Raw genomic sequence first — 18,693 nt, forward strand, 5'->3', positions numbered from 1 at the left:
AAAGATGACAAAAGTACTAATTACAGGTGCAGGTGGACAAATCGGAACGGAGTTGTACCATGCACTTTGTGATCAATATGGAAAAGACAAAGTTATTTCATCAGATATCAAACAATCAAGTACTGTTGACACTATTTTAGATGTCACAGACGAGAAGCGTATTATGCGTGTTATTGAAGATAATAGAATCGATACTATTTATCATATGGCAGCAGTATTGTCTGCAACAGGAGAAAAAAGACCAGAGCTAGCATGGCGAGTAAACATGAATGGCTTATGGAATGTGTTTGAAGCGTCGAGAAAATGTGGCATTAAAAAAGTGTTTTTTCCTAGTTCTATTGCTGTTTTTGGACCTGATGTCCCAAAAGAAAACTGTTCTCAAAATGTTTCATTGCATCCCACAACTTTATATGGCATTAATAAAGTGTCAGGTGAGCTCTTAAGCCAGTACTATTATGAAAAATATGATCTGGATGTTAGAAGCCTTCGCTATCCAGGACTTGTCAGTTATAAAGCAATGCCAGGCGGTGGTACAACGGATTACGCCGTAGAAATTTTTCACGAAGCGCTAAAATCAAAAACATACACTGCTTTTGTTCGTAAAGATACTCGTTTGCCAATGATGTATATGCCAGATGCAATTCGCGCAACTATTGACATCATGTCTGGAGAACGCAAGATGTTAAAAGTGCAAGGAGCGTATAATATTTCTGCCATGAGTTTTTCTGTCGAAGAATTAGCAAGTGAAATCCAAAAGCATGTCCCTGAATTTACATGTAATTACTCTCCTGACGAGCGCCAGGTATATGCTGATTCATGGCCAAATAGCATTGAGGATTTGTGCGCGCGCACTGACTGGAATTGGGAACCGCAGTTTGATCTATCTGCTATGGTCAAAGATATGATTACTCAAATATCCACCTCTTAAGGTGTTAGTATGCGAAAAATAAAGCAAATTACTTTTATTTACTTGTGGATTTTTTGTTTGCCTCTTTATTGTATTGAAGCAACAGTAACCCTTGACAATGGTGAAAAATTTCGAGGTACTCTTGATGCACGTCTTTTGCATTTTAAAGATATCTTCAGCGGTAAGAGAATCAAAATTCGTCTGAAACAAATATATAATGTAAAGCTTTTACACGAAAGTTTAGCTCAAAACTTAGAATGGAGTACTAAAAAAGAAATCATTGTCAAAAGATATATCCTAATGATTACCACCCGAGAAGGAAAGAGATTTTGGGGGCGCTTACGCTGGCGTTTAAGTTTAGAAAAGAAAAACAAAAAACGTTCCTTTGTTTTTCCCACAAAACAAATACGCAAACAAAAACGCCAAAACTATTATGCTACGAATTTAGTAATTGATGATAAAAATATGAATATTTCCAAAAAACAGTTTCCAAGCGTTGTTGGAAAGTTATCTCCAGAGTTACGTAAAGAGATGCTCAATATTTTTGCCATGCATTACCGATTAGGAGTTTTTTTTCGTGGAGGTCTTACTAAGTCGGGCTTTGCGTTCTATAACATTTTACCAGGAAAATATGATTTTATATTAGTGAGTCGCAAAGGTCTCATCTTTTCTATGACAAAACCTAAACGACAAAAAATATTAGATAGTGCTGTTGATGAATATCAATATGGAAGAAATTTAGCTAAGTGGGTAGAAGGGCACGGTAACTTTGAGGTTCGTTACCAAGTTATGTTTTACATTGGGCACTTATCTGATACAAGAGTTCTTATTATGAAAAAAGATAAAAAAGAGGTTAAATATCTTTTATGGATATGTAAATATAGTAAAAATAGGCAAAAATGGGGCATTCAAAATCAAGCAGAGCTCTACTCTCAACCTATGAACCAAGCTATTATACCTCGTTTGTTCTTTGACGCAAAAACCAGAGGCATTTTCGTCAAAGCAGGGAAAAAACAATGGGATTATTTTATCGAGTAGATTATATGAAATCGTTTTATATTTTGTTGTTGCTTTTTAGTTTCTTGAACGCTGACTTAGAAAAATATATTTTTGAAAAAAACAATAATTTCTCTTGGGAAGAACTAGAAAAAAAAGACAATGTTTATAAACTTGCTTTTACCTCACAGGTTTGGCAGAAAAAAAAATGGTACCACAATCTTCATGTTGTTTTACCACAAAACAATACTAAAAAAACAACTGCTTTACTCTGGATTGCAGGTAGTGGAGATGGTAAAACGGAAATCAATTATGCAAAAAAAATCGCAGAGAAAAGTGGCAGCGCTATATTTATTCTGATGGCCGTTCCCAATCAACCAATGTTTAATGGCTTATGGGAAGACAATCTACTGTCTTACTCCATAGAACAAACGATAAAAAAACAAAGCCTTGACTCTCTTATTTTATTGCCAATGGTAAAAAGCGCTATCCAAGCAATGAACGTAGCAGAAGAATTTTCTCAAAAGCTATCGATAAATATAGATAGTTTTATTGTAACAGGAGCTTCCAAAAGAGGCTGGACGACATGGCTAACAGCTTTAGATTCTCGTGTTAAAGCGATTGTACCTATCGTTTTTGACCTAATAAACCTCCCCTTACAAGTACCAAACTACAACAAAATGTGGGGTGAATATGGAGAGTTTGTTAAGGAATATAAAGAAAGAAACGTTTTTGATAATCTAAAAACAGATGCTGGAAAAATCATTACAAAAGCTGTAGATCCATATACCTATAAAAAGCGCATTACCATACCTAAATTTATTATTTTAGCAACAAATGACAGATTTACTCCACTAAATGCTCTCAATTTATATTATCAGGATCTTCCTGGAAAAACCTATGTGTGTTATGTACCTAACAATCGCCATCGCATAAAATCGACCTCTAAGATAGCTAATATTTTAACGACTGTGTTATTACATAATAATAACGGACAAAAATTACCTGAATTTTCTTGGAATTTTGAGAACAAGAAACAAAACGTTAAAATTCATCTGAAAACAAAAGGAAATCTAAAAAAAGTAAATATTTGGCACACCGATTCACTAACACTTGACTTTAGAGAAGCATCGTGGAAGAGTTTTGAACTTCCAAGTTTTATCAAGTCAGCTACTGTTGCTATTCGCGAAGGAGCACACCGCGCCATTTTTGTAGAAGCCATTTTTAAATATGCGCAGGGCGAAGTAAGCTTCACTTCAACAGTATTTATTTCTCCCTAAAAGATTTATTCTAGGATATAACAATGATCACAGTGCATCATTTAGAACATTCTCGTTCGCAAAAAATATTATGGTTACTAGAAGAGCTAGAACAACAATATGAAATTGTTCACTACAAAAGAGATAAGAAAACCAATTTAGCGCCACCCCAATTAAAAAAAATACATCCACTAGGGAAATCGCCAACAGTAGTAGATGGCGAAAATATTCTTGCTGAAACAGGAGCAATTACTGAATATTTAGTTTCTAAATATAATGAAAAAAATTTAGTGCCAAAAACGGGGACACCTGAATACCTGAAATATAATTATTGGATGCATACAGCTGAAGGAAGCATTATGCCACTACTTGTAATGAATTTTATCTTCAGTCGCATTAATACTCAGTCGCCTTTTTTTATTAGACCTATCGCTAAAGCAATTACTGGAAAAGTGACAAAGGCTTATTTGTCTCCTAGTTTAAATAGCATGCTTGAAATGATGGAGACAGAACTGACTGCTTCTACTTGGTTTACTGGAAAGGAATTTACAGCTGCCGATGTACAAATGAGTGGTCCCGTAGAGGCGGCTTTAGCACAAAATTTCTTAAGTAAAGAGAGATACCCAAAAATTTGTGAATACGCCGAACGTATTAAGCAACGACCTTCCTACAAAAAAGCGATAGAAAAAGGTGGTGGGTTTATTCCGGAGAAATAATTAGGTGCGTCGATATTAAATTTATAAACATTGTAAGGTAACACTTGTAAAATTTCTAGTGTTACGTGAGCAAAGTGATAAGAAGTCGGGATCAGGCTCGGAATCGAAAGTTCATACGTGTTCGCTAACTAAGCTCAATTATTTTGTTATTCTTTTAAATGTCGACGCGTTCTAAATTCTGTTCAGAGTTTTGGAAAAAGAAAAAGTTTGCGAACTATATGGCTCTCTGTTCGTGCCTATGCTCAATACCATCATTTAGCGATGCCAAACATTGCAAAACCACTGTAAGGCATAAAACGATAATCTAGGTCTAAGTGACAACGAGTTTCACTAGAAACTATCAAAGCCTCTTGTTACTAAATTCTTACGCAGGAGTTACAATGAGTAGAAAAGAATATTTTAAACGATTGATCAAAGATCCACAAGAAATTGAATTCCAACGTTCAAACATACAAGACAGCGACATTCCAACTCTTCTCGATATGTACTGGGAATTAGAAGACTGGCATAGCAAAGAAAATATTATTTTTTGTCTGGTTGATCGCGAAGAATTAAACGAAAATGGTAAAAAAGTTATGTTAGATTTTTTATCTACCCCTAATGATTATTTATGTGATTATGTCGCAAACAAATCTATAGCCATTGGCTTTATTGATAAAAAATACCAACAATTCAATCGTTACTATTCCAATCCTAAGTTCTTAGATGAAGATATTGATGAGTGTTTAGCGCGATTCGACCTGAAACTACAAAAGGCGCCCCAAAAAAAACACACACCACCTATATATCAAGGAAGTCCAGATATGCAACTTTCGCAAGCTGCTGTTAACGGTAACATGAAGGAATGTATTCATGCATTAGAAAAGGGAGCAAATATTAACAGTAGTTTACCTGATAACCATGGATTCAAAACCCCACCGCTCATTCTAGCGTTAATGGATGGTCACTTTGATATAGCAGAATATCTATTAGAAAACGGTTGTGATGTAAACAACACGAGAGGAGGACAAAGCGCTTTGTACTGGTCATGCATTATGCGAAATCTTAGATTAGTAAAAATAATATGTAGCAAAGGTGCTCTATTAGACCATACAGACCAATACGGTGCAACAGCTATTGGAGAAGCTGCCTCTGCCGGTGAACTCGAAATCGTAAAATACTTAGTTGAGCATGGTGCCAACATGCAAATTCCGATATCTGATGGCCGAAACGCTTTTCATTTTGCGGTATATAACAACCATGTCGATGTTGTCCATTATTTCATTGAATGTGGTTACCCATTTGATAAAGTCAATGAAATAGGAAAAACCCCGTTGATGACAGCTTGCGAATACAGTTCTCTGAAAATGGTAAAAACTCTTGTACAAGCCGGTGCAGATATCAATCAAGTAACAAAAGACTCATATACACCACTGATATATGCTGTATGCCAAGGAAATTTAAGTATTGTTAAATATTTAGTAGAGCAAGGAGCTAACCGTCGCTACTGCAACATTAATGGTCAAGAACCTCTCGATTTTGCGAAAGGCAAAAAGAGACAAAAAATAGTAGAATATTTACAGAATCTAGCAGTAAAAGCCTAGGACTATCATTATTTAAAATATTGTCTATTTTTGCGAGACCTTTGTTTTCTAACTTTAATAACAGCGAAATGCGAGCAAGCTTTACTTTGCCATTATCACTCGCTAATATTTCGCTATAAACACATGTGTAATTATGAAGTGGTTTCTTTTTCTATAATTTCCAGTGCTGGCATTGATTTTTTAGGATAACAGTATAACTCCATTTGCGAATTATCGCTTATTTTCCATAGAATCTCGGTGTTAGTATTTGCTATTTCTTCCTCATTTTTATTTAAACGATTAGCCCAATATCCAAGTAAACCAAATAAGAATATCGCACTAGTGATCCAGCAAAATCCACTTAATAAAAGGACACTCTCGTTGAGAGATATATACGAAAATATTTTGAAATCACTGACTAAGTTCATTTCTACAGATTTTCCAAGCATCTGCAAAAATGTTTTTGCCAACAAATAAAGGGTAACAACGTAAATCGTAAAGGTTTGCGCTTGTTGGAATGATAGCCACTTCCCGTTGGAGTCAAAGTGCTCGTTAATTCTTTTTTGAGATGTCAATTTTTTGGCGACAGGAGAAACATCTATTTTTTCTATTGCTTTTCTTTCTTTATTCTCACTGCGATAAAATGCCTCGACGTACTCACTAAAACCAGCCGCTTCATTTAAACTAGCTTTTTCTAACATCTCGCGAAACATTGGAATGGTAAAAAGAGCGATGTTTAAGCCAATTCCCAAAGAAAATATAGTAAAAGCATAGCTACTTGTTGATGGCGAGGTTGAAGGTAACCATAATTGATAAACTTCATATCCAACCATAATCGGCATTCCCGCAAGAAACACACGGTAACCATAACGATAAATTTTACCTAGTTTTGAAATTTGACTTCCTTCTTTGGTTCGATTGTGCTCTAGCTCTAACTCATTTGTCTTGACCATACCTGCATAGTTGCGAAATAAAATCAAACTAGAACCAGCAGCAGGAACAAAACCAAGTAATAGTCCTATCGTAAAATAACTCCATCCAAACCATCCGCCCAACCACAAACAGCCACTAAACCAAATCAACATTGCCACAAAAGTGTTACTTTGCGTAATAAACAAAGCAACAACAATAACAATACATGTTGTTTCAATAAATCTTTGCCAATGTCCGTGGATGAAAATTTGTATGAGAAAAGCTGCGAGAACAAAAAGAATCAAGGCCATAAGAAGTTTAGGACGGTATGTGGTATAGTCCTTAACCATTGAAAGTTGTGTAAAACGAAAATGCGCCAACTCATTTTCCTTAGGCATTGGATTGATGATATCAACCGGAACTAGTATCCACGTGTTTTTTATCGAATTGAAATAAAAAGATATGGTTAGTCCGATAGCCAAAGCAGCAGTAATAATAGATATTTCGATCATAGTTTTCCCTCATTTTGTCAGATCACTTAGTTTTTTAATGGTCCAATTTTTTATGGTTTAGTAAATCTTGGCTCGTATTTTATTTAACAATCATTTTAGAAAGCATACAAGCATATAAAAGAGATTTACTGACAATTTCTAGTTATGAGTTTTTTCTTTCGTTTAGTTTAGGGCCTAAATTAAACGGAATATAATTCCTTATTAAATGAATAAATATTCATTTAATAATTGACAATAATGAACTATCCTAGTTAAATAAATAAATGTTCATTCATTTGTTTGGCATTCCTCAAAAATGTATTGCTAATAAATGAAATAGGATAACGTTAAACAGTGTCTATTTTTGTATCAACTTAACTTATGTTCGAAACTTGAATTTAGGAGCTATCTTTGACTAAGTTAAATTTTGAATTATTACACCTTCTAATAATTCTACCTTTGTTTTGTAGTAACTGTGCGGTATCTCTATCCGTCGGAATTAGTGAAAAATTAGAAATTATTAGCAACCAAGAAATTGGAAAGAAAAAAACTTCAATTCAATTAAATACTGATCTAAAAAATTATTTTGAATCGGATTACTCTGATAAAATCATTATCAGAATTAGAGAAAAGCACAAGGTTAAGATCAAAAAAACCTACAACATTTATAAGGAACATAAAAAATATATAGAGTGCTTTGCAGAGAGCGAATTTTTGGGAATTCCATATATCATAAATAATTTCATAGATTTAAGTGTTGCTGTCAGAACAATCTCTGATGATAATCACTATATACAAGGTGGTATTTTCGGAGCGATATTCGCCTGTATAATGCCTTTTGTATCCTTAGAAGGAAGACCCGGAGAGTTCTTAAAAAAAGATTATGTTGGTAAAAAAAGTGAAATAGATCAAAAGATTATATACACAAATATTAGCGAATCTATTTTAGTTAATAATGAATCTGGCAAAGAAATTTCTTTCAAGGCAAACAATGGTTATCTTACTCTTAGTATTACTGAATTAATTAAGCAGGGTTTGTTAAGCAATCAAAGTGAAGTACTGACATTTTCTACTTTAGGTAAAACATCAAATCTCAAAGTTCCTCTCGCCTTGATAAATAGAAATCATGATATTCTAGAAAACTCTAAATCGCGAAAATCAAGAGACAAGAAAATTAATGACCTTTATCTATTTTTACAAATGAACAGTTATAAGCATCAAATCTTATTAAGAGAATTGATTTATTTATTAGAAAAAAAGAATACTGATTCTTCCTAGGAAGGAATTTTATACACTCATTTAAATAATGCGACAATACAATTTTTTTGTTTATCAGCGTAACAAAAGAACGACAAGTTTTAATGAGTAAAAGATTTATAGAATAGTCTATTATTTTAACCACATTCTCGATGTCGAACAAACAATATGCTAGGAAACACAATGAAGTGCTATAAAAAATCAATTTCAAATAGCCACAATATGCTCAAAAAAAAATTATTTTTTGTTATTCTTTTGCCGATTGTCACGTGCTTTGGATGCGCTTATACCGAAAATTTAAATATGGAAAAAACGATAGGCATTCGACAAGGGAGTCATTTATTAACTAGTATCAACTCAAGAATAATTAAGACAGAGATGTTTCTTACATCCAAAGAATTCTACTGCGGCTTTTCACCAAAGTATCTATTCGAACCTGCTAATGACACTACAATCATTCAGACAAATAAAACCTATCCTACCAATGAAAATTTAATATTATTACCTAAAAAAACTCGCGTTGAACTTATCTGGTTGAGATACATATACAGTTTTGTAAATAGCAATTATTACATTGGTGCCAGCGTAAAAGTAAACCAAAAAAAGTACGATATTATTATTAATAAGAGGAATTTAAAAGTACTTTTTGGCCTGTAATACTTTTTTTTTTATCAATTTCATTTTTGTAAATTCTCAATTTATTCCAAAAAAATATTAATTGATAACTTCAGAAATTGAAAATTCAGGAGTTTAACTTGATTAAGCCAAATTTTGTTTTATTACAATTTATTGTAGTTTTATCTTTGTTTTGCAGTGGTTGCGCTGTATCTTCTCTATCTATGTCTCTCTCTGTTGGTATCCACAAAAGACTAGAATTTGTTAGTGGTAAAAGAGTAGGTAAGAAAAAATCTGAGATTAAATTAACCACCTACTTGAAAGATCATTCTGAACCAGGTTACTCTAATAAAATAATTGTCAATATTAAGAAAAAGCACATAGCGTATATAAAAGAAACTTACAAAGTTTATAAAGAACACAAAATGTACGAACCACATCCCACAGTAAGTGCCGAATTCTTAGGAATTCCATATGTTATAAATAATTTTAGAGATTTAAGTATTGCTTTTGGAACAATCTTTGATGAAAATCATTATATACAAGGTGGTATTTTTGGGGCAATACTGGCTTGTGTATTTCCTTTTATATCTTTAGATGAGGTTCCTAAAAAGTTTTTGAAAAGAGATTACATTGGTAAAAGGAATGAAATAAGAACAGATATAGAATATACACCTATTGGTGGATCTCTTTTAGTTAGTAATGAATCTGGTAAAGAAGTTTATTTTAAAATAAATAATTATGGTTATCTTACTCTAGATGTTAGTCATTTAATTCAAGAAGATCTTCTCAACGATAAAAATAAAATTCTCAAATTTTCGATTTTAGGACAGACATCAGATCTTAAAATTGAACAATCCTTAATAAATAAAAATCGCCAAAATTTAGAGATGACTAAAAAATCAAGGGAAAAGAAAATACAGAATCTCTATTTACAGTTAAAAAAGAGTGATTTTGAACAGAAAACATTATTAAAAGAATTGATTCATTTATTAGAAAAAGAAAGCTAGCATAGCTAATTTATAGGAGATGTTAATTAAACATTATTAGTAGAAACAGAGCTTTTTGCGAATTGTAACAAATTTCGTTGTTTGATTAAAAGTCTTGAAATCACTCTATATTCGCCTCATTGCCAGGTATCTTTTGATAAAGTCTGACATACAAAGAATTTTCATAATGTCAATATTACTCTTCTCCTATCTTCGCTCAATTTACACTTCCACCTTAATCTTAAATCTATAAAAATTGCAATTGAAAAGGTTATTTTGTTTCCAAATCATTTAACAAAATATTCACCACGGAACATTTGCTTGTAATTATTAAATATGCTATATTGTTCGCTTATTTGTAAAAAAATAATATAAACAAATAATTCAAATAAATAATATAAACAAATAATATAAACAAATAATATAAACAAATAATATAAACAAATAATTCAAATAAGGAAATATAAATGAGTAATAAAATAAAGCTATTTACTATATTCATAGCCGTAATATTTTTTTGTGGATGCAGAATGATTAGTGGACTTGGCAAAACTACTTCATATGAAATAGTTGATAGACGAACATATAACAAAAAACACTACTTACATGAAAAAGAATATATTGACGGACGCCGAGAAATGGTAAAAACGCTGAAATCATTAGATTTAAAAACTTTAGAAGAAAAGCCTGCTATTGGATTAGCTTTTTCAGGAGGTGGGATTCGAAGTGCATCTTTTAATTTAGGTATTCTTCAAGTTTTAGAATTTAGTAAAAATTTATATGAAATAGATTATTTGAGCACTGTATCTGGAGGAAGTTATATTGGAGCGTGGTATGTGAGTAGACTTTCTCAACATAATTCGAAGAAACATGATCGAAATTTACCTGGTGGCGTTCTTTATAGTTCTAATGATCCTGCAGATCTTTTAACAAAACCCTCTTATCGAAATATTGCGAATCCATCAACTGCTCAGTCTTATCGAAAAGATCCAGATCCTATTATTGCTTTACGAAATAAGTCAGGATTTATTATCGATCGTTCAGGAAGTGGAACTCTAGATGTCGTGTTTTCATATGTAGGAGGGCTTTTTCCAAACTTTTTTTCGAAAGTACTTTTTAATGATTTATTCTGGTTAACTCACGATCCATTCTATTTTTATAAAGATCGAATTAAAGACACATATTTATCAAAAAGTATTGGTTCTAGTACAGCAGAAAAGGAAAATGGTATTCTTTTAGAGAGAATTAATCCACCAAACTGCGTAGCGCCATATTTAATTGTCAATGCTACTTTAGGAAATGCTGGCTGCAATAATAATGCTTTTCCTCACTATCAAAATAATAAATATTATTCTAAATCGCCTTTTGAGTTTACTCGCGATTACTGCGGAGCTCCAGGAGTTGGTTATGTTGCTACAAAAGGTTTTGATAAACCTGTTTTTAGCGTTGAATTTAGCAAAAGCTTTCCTAAAAAAGTTCATGTTGTTTCTAAAAAAGTTCATGTTGGCTCTAAGCTTTTTAGGTGTAAAAATATTGTTTTTCCTCTTTCTTATGCTGTTGCAATTTCAGGCGCAGCAGTTGACACTAGAGTTTTTGGAAGTTGGGCTTCCTCTCTTGACTTTTTGGCTACACCTCTTAATATAAACTTGCGCTATGAAAGTTATAATTTTGCACAGACTTATGGCGAATGGTATCACACGCTTTATGACGATTTACTACGCGGACAAACAATAGATCGCGTGGCGCCAACAATTAACTCCAATCACTTGTTATTATCAGATGGTGGGCACTACGATAATCTTGGAATTACAGCTTTGGTAAAACGGCGTGTTAGAAAAATTATCGTAATAGATGTTGAAGCTGATCCTGAGTTTAAATGTGCAAATATAGACCAGTCAATGGAAGCATTGGAAAAAGAAGGTATGGAGTGGATATTTGATGATCGCACACCTCGTTTCGGTTCGCAGAAGTATATACATAAAGGAAAAATAATTTCTAAAAGCAGCGACTACAAAGCGGATATTTACTACTGTAAACTCAACAATTCTTTATTGTGGGATAAGCAGTTACCTTCATTTGTAAAGAGTTATATGGAAAAGAAAGACGATAAAAATAGTTTTCCTTATGATCCTACCAGTAAACAGAAATATAACTGGGAAAGGTTAGACGCGTATCGACAATTCGGATTTTATATAGGATCTAAACTAGTTGATATTTGTAAAAAAGATGGGACATTTGAACTAGAGTAATAATTATTTCTTAAAAGAAAAAATTATTTTATCAGTAACATCAAGTTACCCAACATTTTGTCCACATAAATATACTGCTGTAATAGGAAATAATTCATCGAGCTCTTCGCGTAAAAGTTGCCAGTTCGATGTAATCCTTGGCGAAGAGTAAGAATATAATTCGTCTAAAGGTTTAGCAAAGTACACAAAATTGGCGTCGTTTCCTTTTACTATGCCAACTTGCGTACTAATAAGATCAGCGGATGCAATTGTTGAATAGTGAACAGCTTCTTCCAAAGTCATTTGTTGTTCTTCATGCCGCGGCATAATCGACCATAATAAACATTCCCTTAAACCGCTAGGCATTCCGTCTGATCCGGTAGCAAATTTTACGTTGTTATTAATAAGCTTGCGAAAAGGGTTTATGGTTTTTGCGCGTTTCCCTAAGGGCTGTTCGTAATCATAGGAATCTTGCGAGAAATTCGGTTGTGGACATACTGCAATATTTAAATTTTGTAAGCGATTAATATCTTGTAATTGTGGACATTGGAAGTGCTCAATACGTGGTTTTATGATATGATTTTTTCGCTTTTCATAGGTGTCGATAATTGTAGCAATTCCCTGTGTCCCTATACCATGACAAGCGGTTTGTAAGTTATGTTCTACGGCAAAATCAATGTCCGCCAGTAGTTCTTTTTCTGTTATGTAAAAGATACCACTACTTGTGGAGCTATTGTAATTTTTATAAAATTTGGCTGTTTGTGTGCCAATGGCACCATCCATAAACGATTTAACGCCTACAAAATGCGAAATCATATGTTTGTTGTTTTGTAAAGCGTAGCGTGGAGCATAAAGATAGTTCTTTATGGGAACTTTTTGCAAGGCGTTTACAAAATTAACATCATAAACGAAGAGATCATGGACGCATACAATTCCCTGCTGTAAAAGAGAAAAAGCGAAACTACTAAATGCATTTAATATGTATTCACAAGTAAACATTTCACTACGTAACAAATGAATTACACTATTTTTAATTTGCCAGTGGTTGATAAAGTCACACGATGGAATTTTTGTTAATTGTGGTAATTTAGACGCTGCTAAATTTATGTAAGCTTTGTGGTAAGAACGATGAAAAATAACCAGCGGTTTTGAAATTGTATTTAGTAGAGAAGACGAGAACAAATGTGTACTATCTGCATCGCGAAGAAAAAGAATTTCATTTGTACATAAATCAGTTTGTTCTTTTATGAAAATTTGTAATTGTTTCGCATTTTTTATATGTGCGACAGAAGGAATTTTTTGTAGCAAAGCATACCAGAAATGATTATGAGAATCTACGCCGCCAGCAACAATGCTTCCTTCAATAGTATGTGCTTTTTCTAAAAAAGCTCGCGGAAATCGCACGCGACACTCTTCGATATTTCCACAAAAACAAATTTTACCTTGGTTATCAATTACCAGGCTTTCTACTCGCGCCTTATTGTTTTTTTGACCTGTCCAAATTTGTTTTTGTGGGGATAAGTATATTTTTTCTATATTTTTTTGGCAACTACAATCACTTGTCTGGTTTTTTGGCATTGTATTTCTGCTAAATGAAATTCTATTTGTTGTACTTCCTTGAAATATTGTTGAATAGCTATCTCTGTTGATTTATTCCTCCAACAACAACTTGTCGCCGTACACGATATTGTGCAGAAGATAGTTTCCAAGATTCGATATAGCGAATTAACATATCTTTTTCTGTATTATGAAGCTGCTTTAACATCTTACGATTGCGAAAACCTTTCAGTAGTCTTTCCATTACTTCAAGAGAGGCATCATAAACATTTTTACTCTCCGATATACGATCTAAATGTTCAACTAACTTGGGTACAGATAAATTTTCTGGACGGCCAATACTCATACCTGAACGAAAACGTGTCATCGTTCTTTGTAAGAACAAATAACCAATGTATGCTTTAAAGATTTTTGTTTCTGGTGGAATCATAATTGTGTAGTAGAAACGTCCAATGCCTTTTTCTATTTTTATGTGGTGTTTTTCTAAAGGACTATCATCAATGCTAAATGAGTATTCATAATCAATACCATCAATTTTTGTTTTGTTCTTACGAATAGTAAATTTCAGAGGAGTTAACTGGACAAGATCTATCGGTAAGACATATGGATCTTTTCCAATAGGCATGACTACTCTAATAGAGACAGTTTGATATTTCTTAAAAAATACGCGCAAGTTTACTTCTTTACCAGGCATGAATTCATCGTCGCGCTCTATTTTTTGGAAATTTTCGAGATTAATTATTTCATGTATATCTACAAGACCATGTCTTGTATCAAGTTGAAATTCTATTTGACGGTTTTTAGCAAGCAAACATTCCCTAATTGTAAAAGTGTTTTCGTTTGAAGAGAGATTAATAATTTTATTTATAGGACGAAAACCAGGTTGCTCTATATAAAGATCATAATAGCCCGAGTTAACTTCTTGCCCATTGGTTATTATTATTTTTTGGTCAGTTTCTTTAGAGACTAAAATAACATTGTATTTAGATATGTTATGGGGGGGGTTTATGTTATGTGTGATATCTAAAATAATCCTACATTGTTTCTTAGATATTTTTTTATTTACGACATCATTTGTTCCCCGTGAGGTTACATTATTTTTTTCGAGTTCTTGTACGCGAGATTCTAAATTGAAGTACATTTTTCTTAAAATAGCATAATCTCTTTGTAAAGAATCTATTAATTTATTTCGTATTGCAATTTCATTTTCAAGTATAACAATTTTGTCTTTAAGAGTTATTTTTTGTATGTTGTCGTTTTGAGATAAAATAAATCCATTTGTTAAAATAAATAAAATAGATAAGCAAATCAGTTTCATGTTATTCCTAACTAGCGTTTGATTAAATACGTTTTTCATTTTAATGACAATATTGGTTCCTTATTTTATTGCCTTATATTTTGAACTATATTTTCTTATTGAAATATTTTCTTGGCAATTATAATCACTTGTCCTGCTATTTGGCATTGTGTCTCTACTAAATCAAATCCTGCTTGCTGTAACATTTCCACAAGAATCGTTTGCTGTGGATAAAACAAAGTGTCTTCTTCAAAGTCATTAAATCCTAATTTCTTTCCCCATTTTTCAAATTTACTACGCTCTTTTTTCTTAGTAATATCTTGACGAATAACTAAAAGAGCTTCTTGTTTCATATGTAATTGTAGTAGCTTTAGAAGCTTTTGTTGTTTTTGTGGATTGCAATAGTGTAGAACGTCACAACATAAGACTGCATCAAAGAAATTCTCTGTAAAATGGGTACTCAAATCGCAGTGAATATCTCCATGGATAAAATGTAGATAATCTTTCGTGTAGCTAATGCAGCTTCTTTGGGCAATATCTATTTTTTTTGCTGAATAGTCCATACCCCAAATTTTTCGTTTTTCTGCAGAATATAACATCAATTGACTTAAAAAACCAACGCCACAGCCAACATCGAGAATATTTCCTTCGCGCGGAATATATTTAAGAGTACTGATATACGTTTTATCGAATTTTATTTTAAAATATAAATACATATCGATTACATGGTTAATGTAGCGATAAGAGTCTTTGACTAAATTTATTTGCACCTTACTTGGAAATTCTTCGATTGCCAAACGTTCATATTCTTCTAGTAATAGTTTTTTTGTATAACGCGCTAAAGGTCTTGCACCTTCCTCATAATGTGGCGACTGCTCTGTTATAGGAGAAAGTGCACTTGCGAAAAGATTACAATCGCGAACCACAAATCTTATCCCGCGGTCCATTGTCCATCTCGTTCCATAAAAACAAACCGGAAGAACAGGTGCCTTTGTCGCTGTAGCTAGTCGAAATGCTCCCATGCGAAAGCGTCCCATTTTAAAACTTTTTGCTCTTGTTCCTTCAGGAAAAAACAAAATATTGTATCCCTCTTTGAGTAAATCACGACATTCGTTTTCCCATTCGTGTTCGTGAAATTTTTCGTGCGGTGAAGGAGCGCGTAAGAAACCAGCTTGCTTTAACATAAAATTAATTAACGGATATTTCCAAAACCACTTAACCATCGTGACTTTTGTAAAAGGCATACCATTAAACAAAGGAATGTCTACAGTATTGGTGTGATTTACAATTATGATGTGCCCGCGCATATTCTTAGGAAAGTTAAGAAACTCTATTTTGCTGCCAAGAGATAAGTACATAATATAGCGATTGATTCTTTCGATTAAAAGCAAGCAAAATCGCCTTGTATCTACTCGTAATAATTTTTGGACAATGACAAGCGAAGGAAAGACAAATAGAGTAAGAAGTAGTATTCCTCCGAAATATAAAATAAAACAAAATAGACTATTGATCGCAGTAATAAGCCGTAGGGAATGAGACTTTCTTTGCGGTGGAATAAAATATCGTAGTACAATAGGTGTTAAGAATGCGGTATTAAAGAGTACGGCGGTCATGGCTAGAAGAACACACATACCCAAACTACTTAATGCTGGGTGCTCAGCGATAATAAGAACACCAAAAGCAATTAACGTTGTTATTGCTGATAATAGAATTGCCGATCGCGTAGTAGGTAAAATATCGTTTTTAGTGCCAATTTCTTCAACATAAGATGTGACCAAAAAAGTAGAGTAGTCAACACCTAATCCCAATACAAACACAATGAGTAAAACACTAAAAAGATTCAGCGGAATAGCAAGGTAAGCCATCATTCCAAAAATCCACAGTAAGCTTAAAGCAAGAGGCAACAAGCCAATAATAACAAGCTCTATATGAACAAAATAAATAAAAAACAAGAGAGATATATATATTCCAACAACAATGATCGCTGTCCGTGCCCATTTGACCAATATGTCGCTCACTTCGCTTAAAATTTGGCGACGATCAATGATCAATATTTTTCTCGTATTTTGTTGAAGATCTTGTAAAGAAGACCCCGTGGACACTTGTACTATATTTTGTATATACCACTTGTCTTGATATTGTTGAACACCATTTGCTAAAAATTGAGCAAATACTCTATTATTAAGTAGCTGAATAATTCTTTCCGGTGACCGAGGTGAGTGTAATGAATTTAAAAAAGGCGCAAAAGCATTTTGGGAAAATCCATACTCCTCGCAAACTTCGGCAAATATCTTTACTACTTTTTGTTGTCTTTCTGGTGACCAGTAGCGCTTCCAGTCTTCATGATTTTTACGCATACGTGTTAGCGATGGCAAGAGATGAAACGTTTTGGTGAGTACAGTAATACCTTGTTTCTGCTTTATTTGACTGTGAAAATCCTCATTTTCTTGTAGCGCATCTTCTAAAGTTTCTGCACTAATTGCAATAGCGACCTTGCCTTTTTGATTCCCCCAAATGGAAAAAAAAGTATCTTCATTTTCCTTCGTGAGTGGTTTTGTGTAGTTAAATTGTTCCATATCCGCTGAAAACTGCAAATCAAATAAGTAATATATGGATACGAGTGTTAAAACTAACGAAGACATCACAAAAAGAATACTCGTAAAGATATTACCACGCCGTCTTAAAATTGTTGGTAAATCGATAATTGGTTTTGCTCTTTTAGATTTAGGAATTTTTCGACAAATACTTGGAAAAGCTATAGCAACAAATAAAAAACTACTAAAAATTCCTGTTGCTACAAACCAAGCTGTCTCTTGGTGTACAGGAAAATCGGAAAAGAATAGAAAAGATAGCGCCCCACAAGTCGAAAATGCCGCAAAGCTCATCGGTTTTAGTATTTTGAATCGGGAATTTTCTTGCGAATTTTCAAAATGAATAAGATAGTGGATTACATAATCAACACTTACGCCAATAAGAACAGCTCCAAGTCCCAATGTAATAAGTGAAAGTTGCGGTGCAAACAAGCCACTTATACCAATGCCAACAAAAACACCAAAAATCACTGGCACAAATAATAATGGAAACAACAAAAAACTTTTCAGTACCAGTAACATTAAAACCGCAAGAGATATCGTTGCGAGCGAAGATGTAAGTTGAGCATCACGCCAGATGGCAGAAGTATTGTCAAGCATCACACGCTTACCACCAATAACAATCAAAGAGGTTTTCGCAAACTTACTTGCTACCTGTTGTTGTAGCTTGTATATGTATTCCCATATTTTTTGCGCTTGCGTTGTAGAAAGGTGTTGTTTTTGCGAAGGAACGTTAAGTAGTAGTGCTTTTTCATCTTTTGAAACCACACAGCCGCGCATAATTTTACTGTTAAGATTTGTCAGCTGCAGTTTTTGCCAGAAAAGATGAGATATTTGCAGGGGATCTGAACGAAATTCGGGGGCTGCAGGTCCTATTTCTACGAGTTGCTCAAAAATTTCTTCCATTCTAGAAGAAATAGATTCTGTTGAGAGGTCGATCTTTTGTAAATCTTCAAAAGTCAGTAAATTTGGTAGTTGTTTTTGATAAAAATCTTTGACCTGAGATGCTGATAATAAACTAAATTGATGAGAAGCACCGCGAAAAAACGGATGTTTATTTAGTTCTTTCGCGGTATATTCTGAGGCAGAGAACAATTTGTTTACATCACTATTATTGCTTACAATCGAAAAAGAAAACTTTTCAAGAGATGCAAAAACCGAATTATACTCTTTTAAATTTTTTATTCCAGGTGTTTCAGGTAATAATGCGAAAACATCAGTATTTAATTTTAATGTGGTAAGCCCCACAACACTTAGTAAAAATAAGGCACATAATACAAACGCACCTCCTCTTATCAACATTTTTTTCATGTCTA

The 18,693-nt window shown here is 33.3% G+C and carries 13 protein-coding genes; 9 read left to right on the plus strand and 4 right to left on the minus strand.

What is annotated here, in order from left to right; translation table 11 throughout:
- Window positions 1-4 precede the first annotated feature (4 nt).
- From UABHE_RS29215 to UABHE_RS29235, 5 genes are all read left to right on the plus strand, one after another.
- Complete coding sequence (locus tag UABHE_RS29215) at window positions 5-928, plus strand: NAD-dependent epimerase/dehydratase family protein (RefSeq protein ID WP_372366893.1); 924 nt, start codon at window positions 5-7, stop codon at window positions 926-928.
- Window positions 929-937: 9 nt separating this feature from the next.
- On the plus strand, window positions 938-1,945 hold the full coding sequence (locus UABHE_RS29220; protein ID WP_372366894.1) for a hypothetical protein: 1,008 nt from the start codon (window positions 938-940) through the stop codon (window positions 1,943-1,945).
- Complete coding sequence (locus tag UABHE_RS29225) at window positions 1,924-3,183, plus strand: PhoPQ-activated protein PqaA family protein (RefSeq protein ID WP_372366895.1); 1,260 nt, start codon at window positions 1,924-1,926, stop codon at window positions 3,181-3,183. Before UABHE_RS29220 ends, UABHE_RS29225 begins: the two co-directional genes overlap by 22 nt.
- 23 nt (window positions 3,184-3,206) lie before the next feature.
- The gene (locus tag UABHE_RS29230) at window positions 3,207-3,878 is read left to right on the plus strand and encodes a glutathione S-transferase (RefSeq protein ID WP_372366896.1); all 672 of its coding nucleotides are present in this window, start codon (window positions 3,207-3,209) and stop codon (window positions 3,876-3,878) included.
- A 380-nt stretch (window positions 3,879-4,258) separates the two neighbouring features.
- Window positions 4,259-5,461, plus strand: a complete 1,203-nt coding sequence (locus UABHE_RS29235; protein ID WP_372366897.1) for an ankyrin repeat domain-containing protein — start codon at window positions 4,259-4,261, stop codon at window positions 5,459-5,461.
- 131 nt (window positions 5,462-5,592) lie between these two features.
- Here the strand turns inward: UABHE_RS29235 and UABHE_RS29240 are convergent, their stop codons facing one another.
- On the minus strand, window positions 5,593-6,864 hold the full coding sequence (locus tag UABHE_RS29240; protein ID WP_372366898.1) for a hypothetical protein: 1,272 nt from the start codon (window positions 6,862-6,864) through the stop codon (window positions 5,593-5,595).
- Window positions 6,865-7,254: 390 nt separating this feature from the next.
- On the opposite strand from UABHE_RS29240, the gene UABHE_RS29245 reads away from it, so the two are divergent.
- From UABHE_RS29245 to UABHE_RS29260, 4 genes are all read left to right on the plus strand, one after another.
- Window positions 7,255-8,121 (plus strand): hypothetical protein, encoded by an 867-nt coding sequence (locus tag UABHE_RS29245; RefSeq protein ID WP_372366899.1) that lies wholly within the window; start codon window positions 7,255-7,257, stop codon window positions 8,119-8,121.
- Between the two features lie 162 nt (window positions 8,122-8,283).
- Window positions 8,284-8,757 carry a hypothetical protein gene (locus UABHE_RS29250; RefSeq protein ID WP_372366900.1) on the plus strand — a complete coding sequence of 158 codons (474 nt, stop codon included), beginning with the start codon at window positions 8,284-8,286 and terminating at the stop codon, window positions 8,755-8,757.
- A 98-nt stretch (window positions 8,758-8,855) separates the two neighbouring features.
- Window positions 8,856-9,725, plus strand: coding sequence for a hypothetical protein (locus tag UABHE_RS29255; RefSeq protein ID WP_372366901.1), 870 nt, complete (start codon window positions 8,856-8,858; stop codon window positions 9,723-9,725).
- A gap of 446 nt (window positions 9,726-10,171) precedes the next feature.
- The gene (locus UABHE_RS29260; protein WP_372366902.1) at window positions 10,172-11,953 is read left to right on the plus strand and encodes a hypothetical protein; all 1,782 of its coding nucleotides are present in this window, start codon (window positions 10,172-10,174) and stop codon (window positions 11,951-11,953) included.
- Between the two features lie 45 nt (window positions 11,954-11,998).
- On the opposite strand, the gene UABHE_RS29265 is transcribed toward UABHE_RS29260, so the two are convergent.
- The 3 genes from UABHE_RS29265 to UABHE_RS29275 all read right to left on the minus strand — a co-directional run bounded on the left by UABHE_RS29265 (window position 11,999) and on the right by UABHE_RS29275 (window position 18,688).
- The gene (locus tag UABHE_RS29265) at window positions 11,999-13,510 is read right to left on the minus strand and encodes an amidohydrolase family protein (protein ID WP_372366903.1); all 1,512 of its coding nucleotides are present in this window, start codon (window positions 13,508-13,510) and stop codon (window positions 11,999-12,001) included.
- A 58-nt stretch (window positions 13,511-13,568) separates the two neighbouring features.
- Entirely contained in the window at window positions 13,569-14,807 is a 1,239-nt protein-coding gene (locus UABHE_RS29270; RefSeq protein WP_372366904.1) for a hypothetical protein, read from the minus strand.
- A 95-nt stretch (window positions 14,808-14,902) separates the two neighbouring features.
- The gene (locus UABHE_RS29275; RefSeq protein ID WP_372366905.1) at window positions 14,903-18,688 is read right to left on the minus strand and encodes a 1-acyl-sn-glycerol-3-phosphate acyltransferase; all 3,786 of its coding nucleotides are present in this window, start codon (window positions 18,686-18,688) and stop codon (window positions 14,903-14,905) included.
- Between the last annotated feature and the right edge of the window lie 5 nt (window positions 18,689-18,693).

It is taken from the genome of Candidatus Uabimicrobium helgolandensis (assembly GCF_041508025.1).
Classification (GTDB): domain Bacteria; phylum Planctomycetota; class Uabimicrobiia; order Uabimicrobiales; family Uabimicrobiaceae; genus Uabimicrobium; species Uabimicrobium helgolandensis.

Excerpts from the sequence above, each read along its gene's own strand:
- UABHE_RS29215 (WP_372366893.1), top strand. The coding sequence starts at position 5 with ATGACAAAAGTACTAATTACAGGTGCAGGTGGACAAATCGGAACGGAG.
- UABHE_RS29220 (WP_372366894.1), top strand. The coding sequence starts at position 938 with ATGCGAAAAATAAAGCAAATTACTTTTATTTACTTGTGGATTTTTTGT.
- UABHE_RS29225 (WP_372366895.1), top strand. The coding sequence starts at position 1,924 with ATGGGATTATTTTATCGAGTAGATTATATGAAATCGTTTTATATTTTG.
- UABHE_RS29230 (WP_372366896.1), top strand. The coding sequence starts at position 3,207 with ATGATCACAGTGCATCATTTAGAACATTCTCGTTCGCAAAAAATATTA.
- UABHE_RS29235 (WP_372366897.1), top strand. The coding sequence starts at position 4,259 with ATGAGTAGAAAAGAATATTTTAAACGATTGATCAAAGATCCACAAGAA.
- UABHE_RS29240 (WP_372366898.1), bottom strand. The coding sequence starts at position 6,864 with ATGATCGAAATATCTATTATTACTGCTGCTTTGGCTATCGGACTAACC.
- UABHE_RS29250 (WP_372366900.1), top strand. The coding sequence starts at position 8,284 with ATGAAGTGCTATAAAAAATCAATTTCAAATAGCCACAATATGCTCAAA.
- UABHE_RS29260 (WP_372366902.1), top strand. The coding sequence starts at position 10,172 with ATGAGTAATAAAATAAAGCTATTTACTATATTCATAGCCGTAATATTT.
- UABHE_RS29265 (WP_372366903.1), bottom strand. The coding sequence starts at position 13,510 with ATGCCAAAAAACCAGACAAGTGATTGTAGTTGCCAAAAAAATATAGAA.
- UABHE_RS29270 (WP_372366904.1), bottom strand. The coding sequence starts at position 14,807 with ATGAAACTGATTTGCTTATCTATTTTATTTATTTTAACAAATGGATTT.
- UABHE_RS29275 (WP_372366905.1), bottom strand. The coding sequence starts at position 18,688 with ATGAAAAAAATGTTGATAAGAGGAGGTGCGTTTGTATTATGTGCCTTA.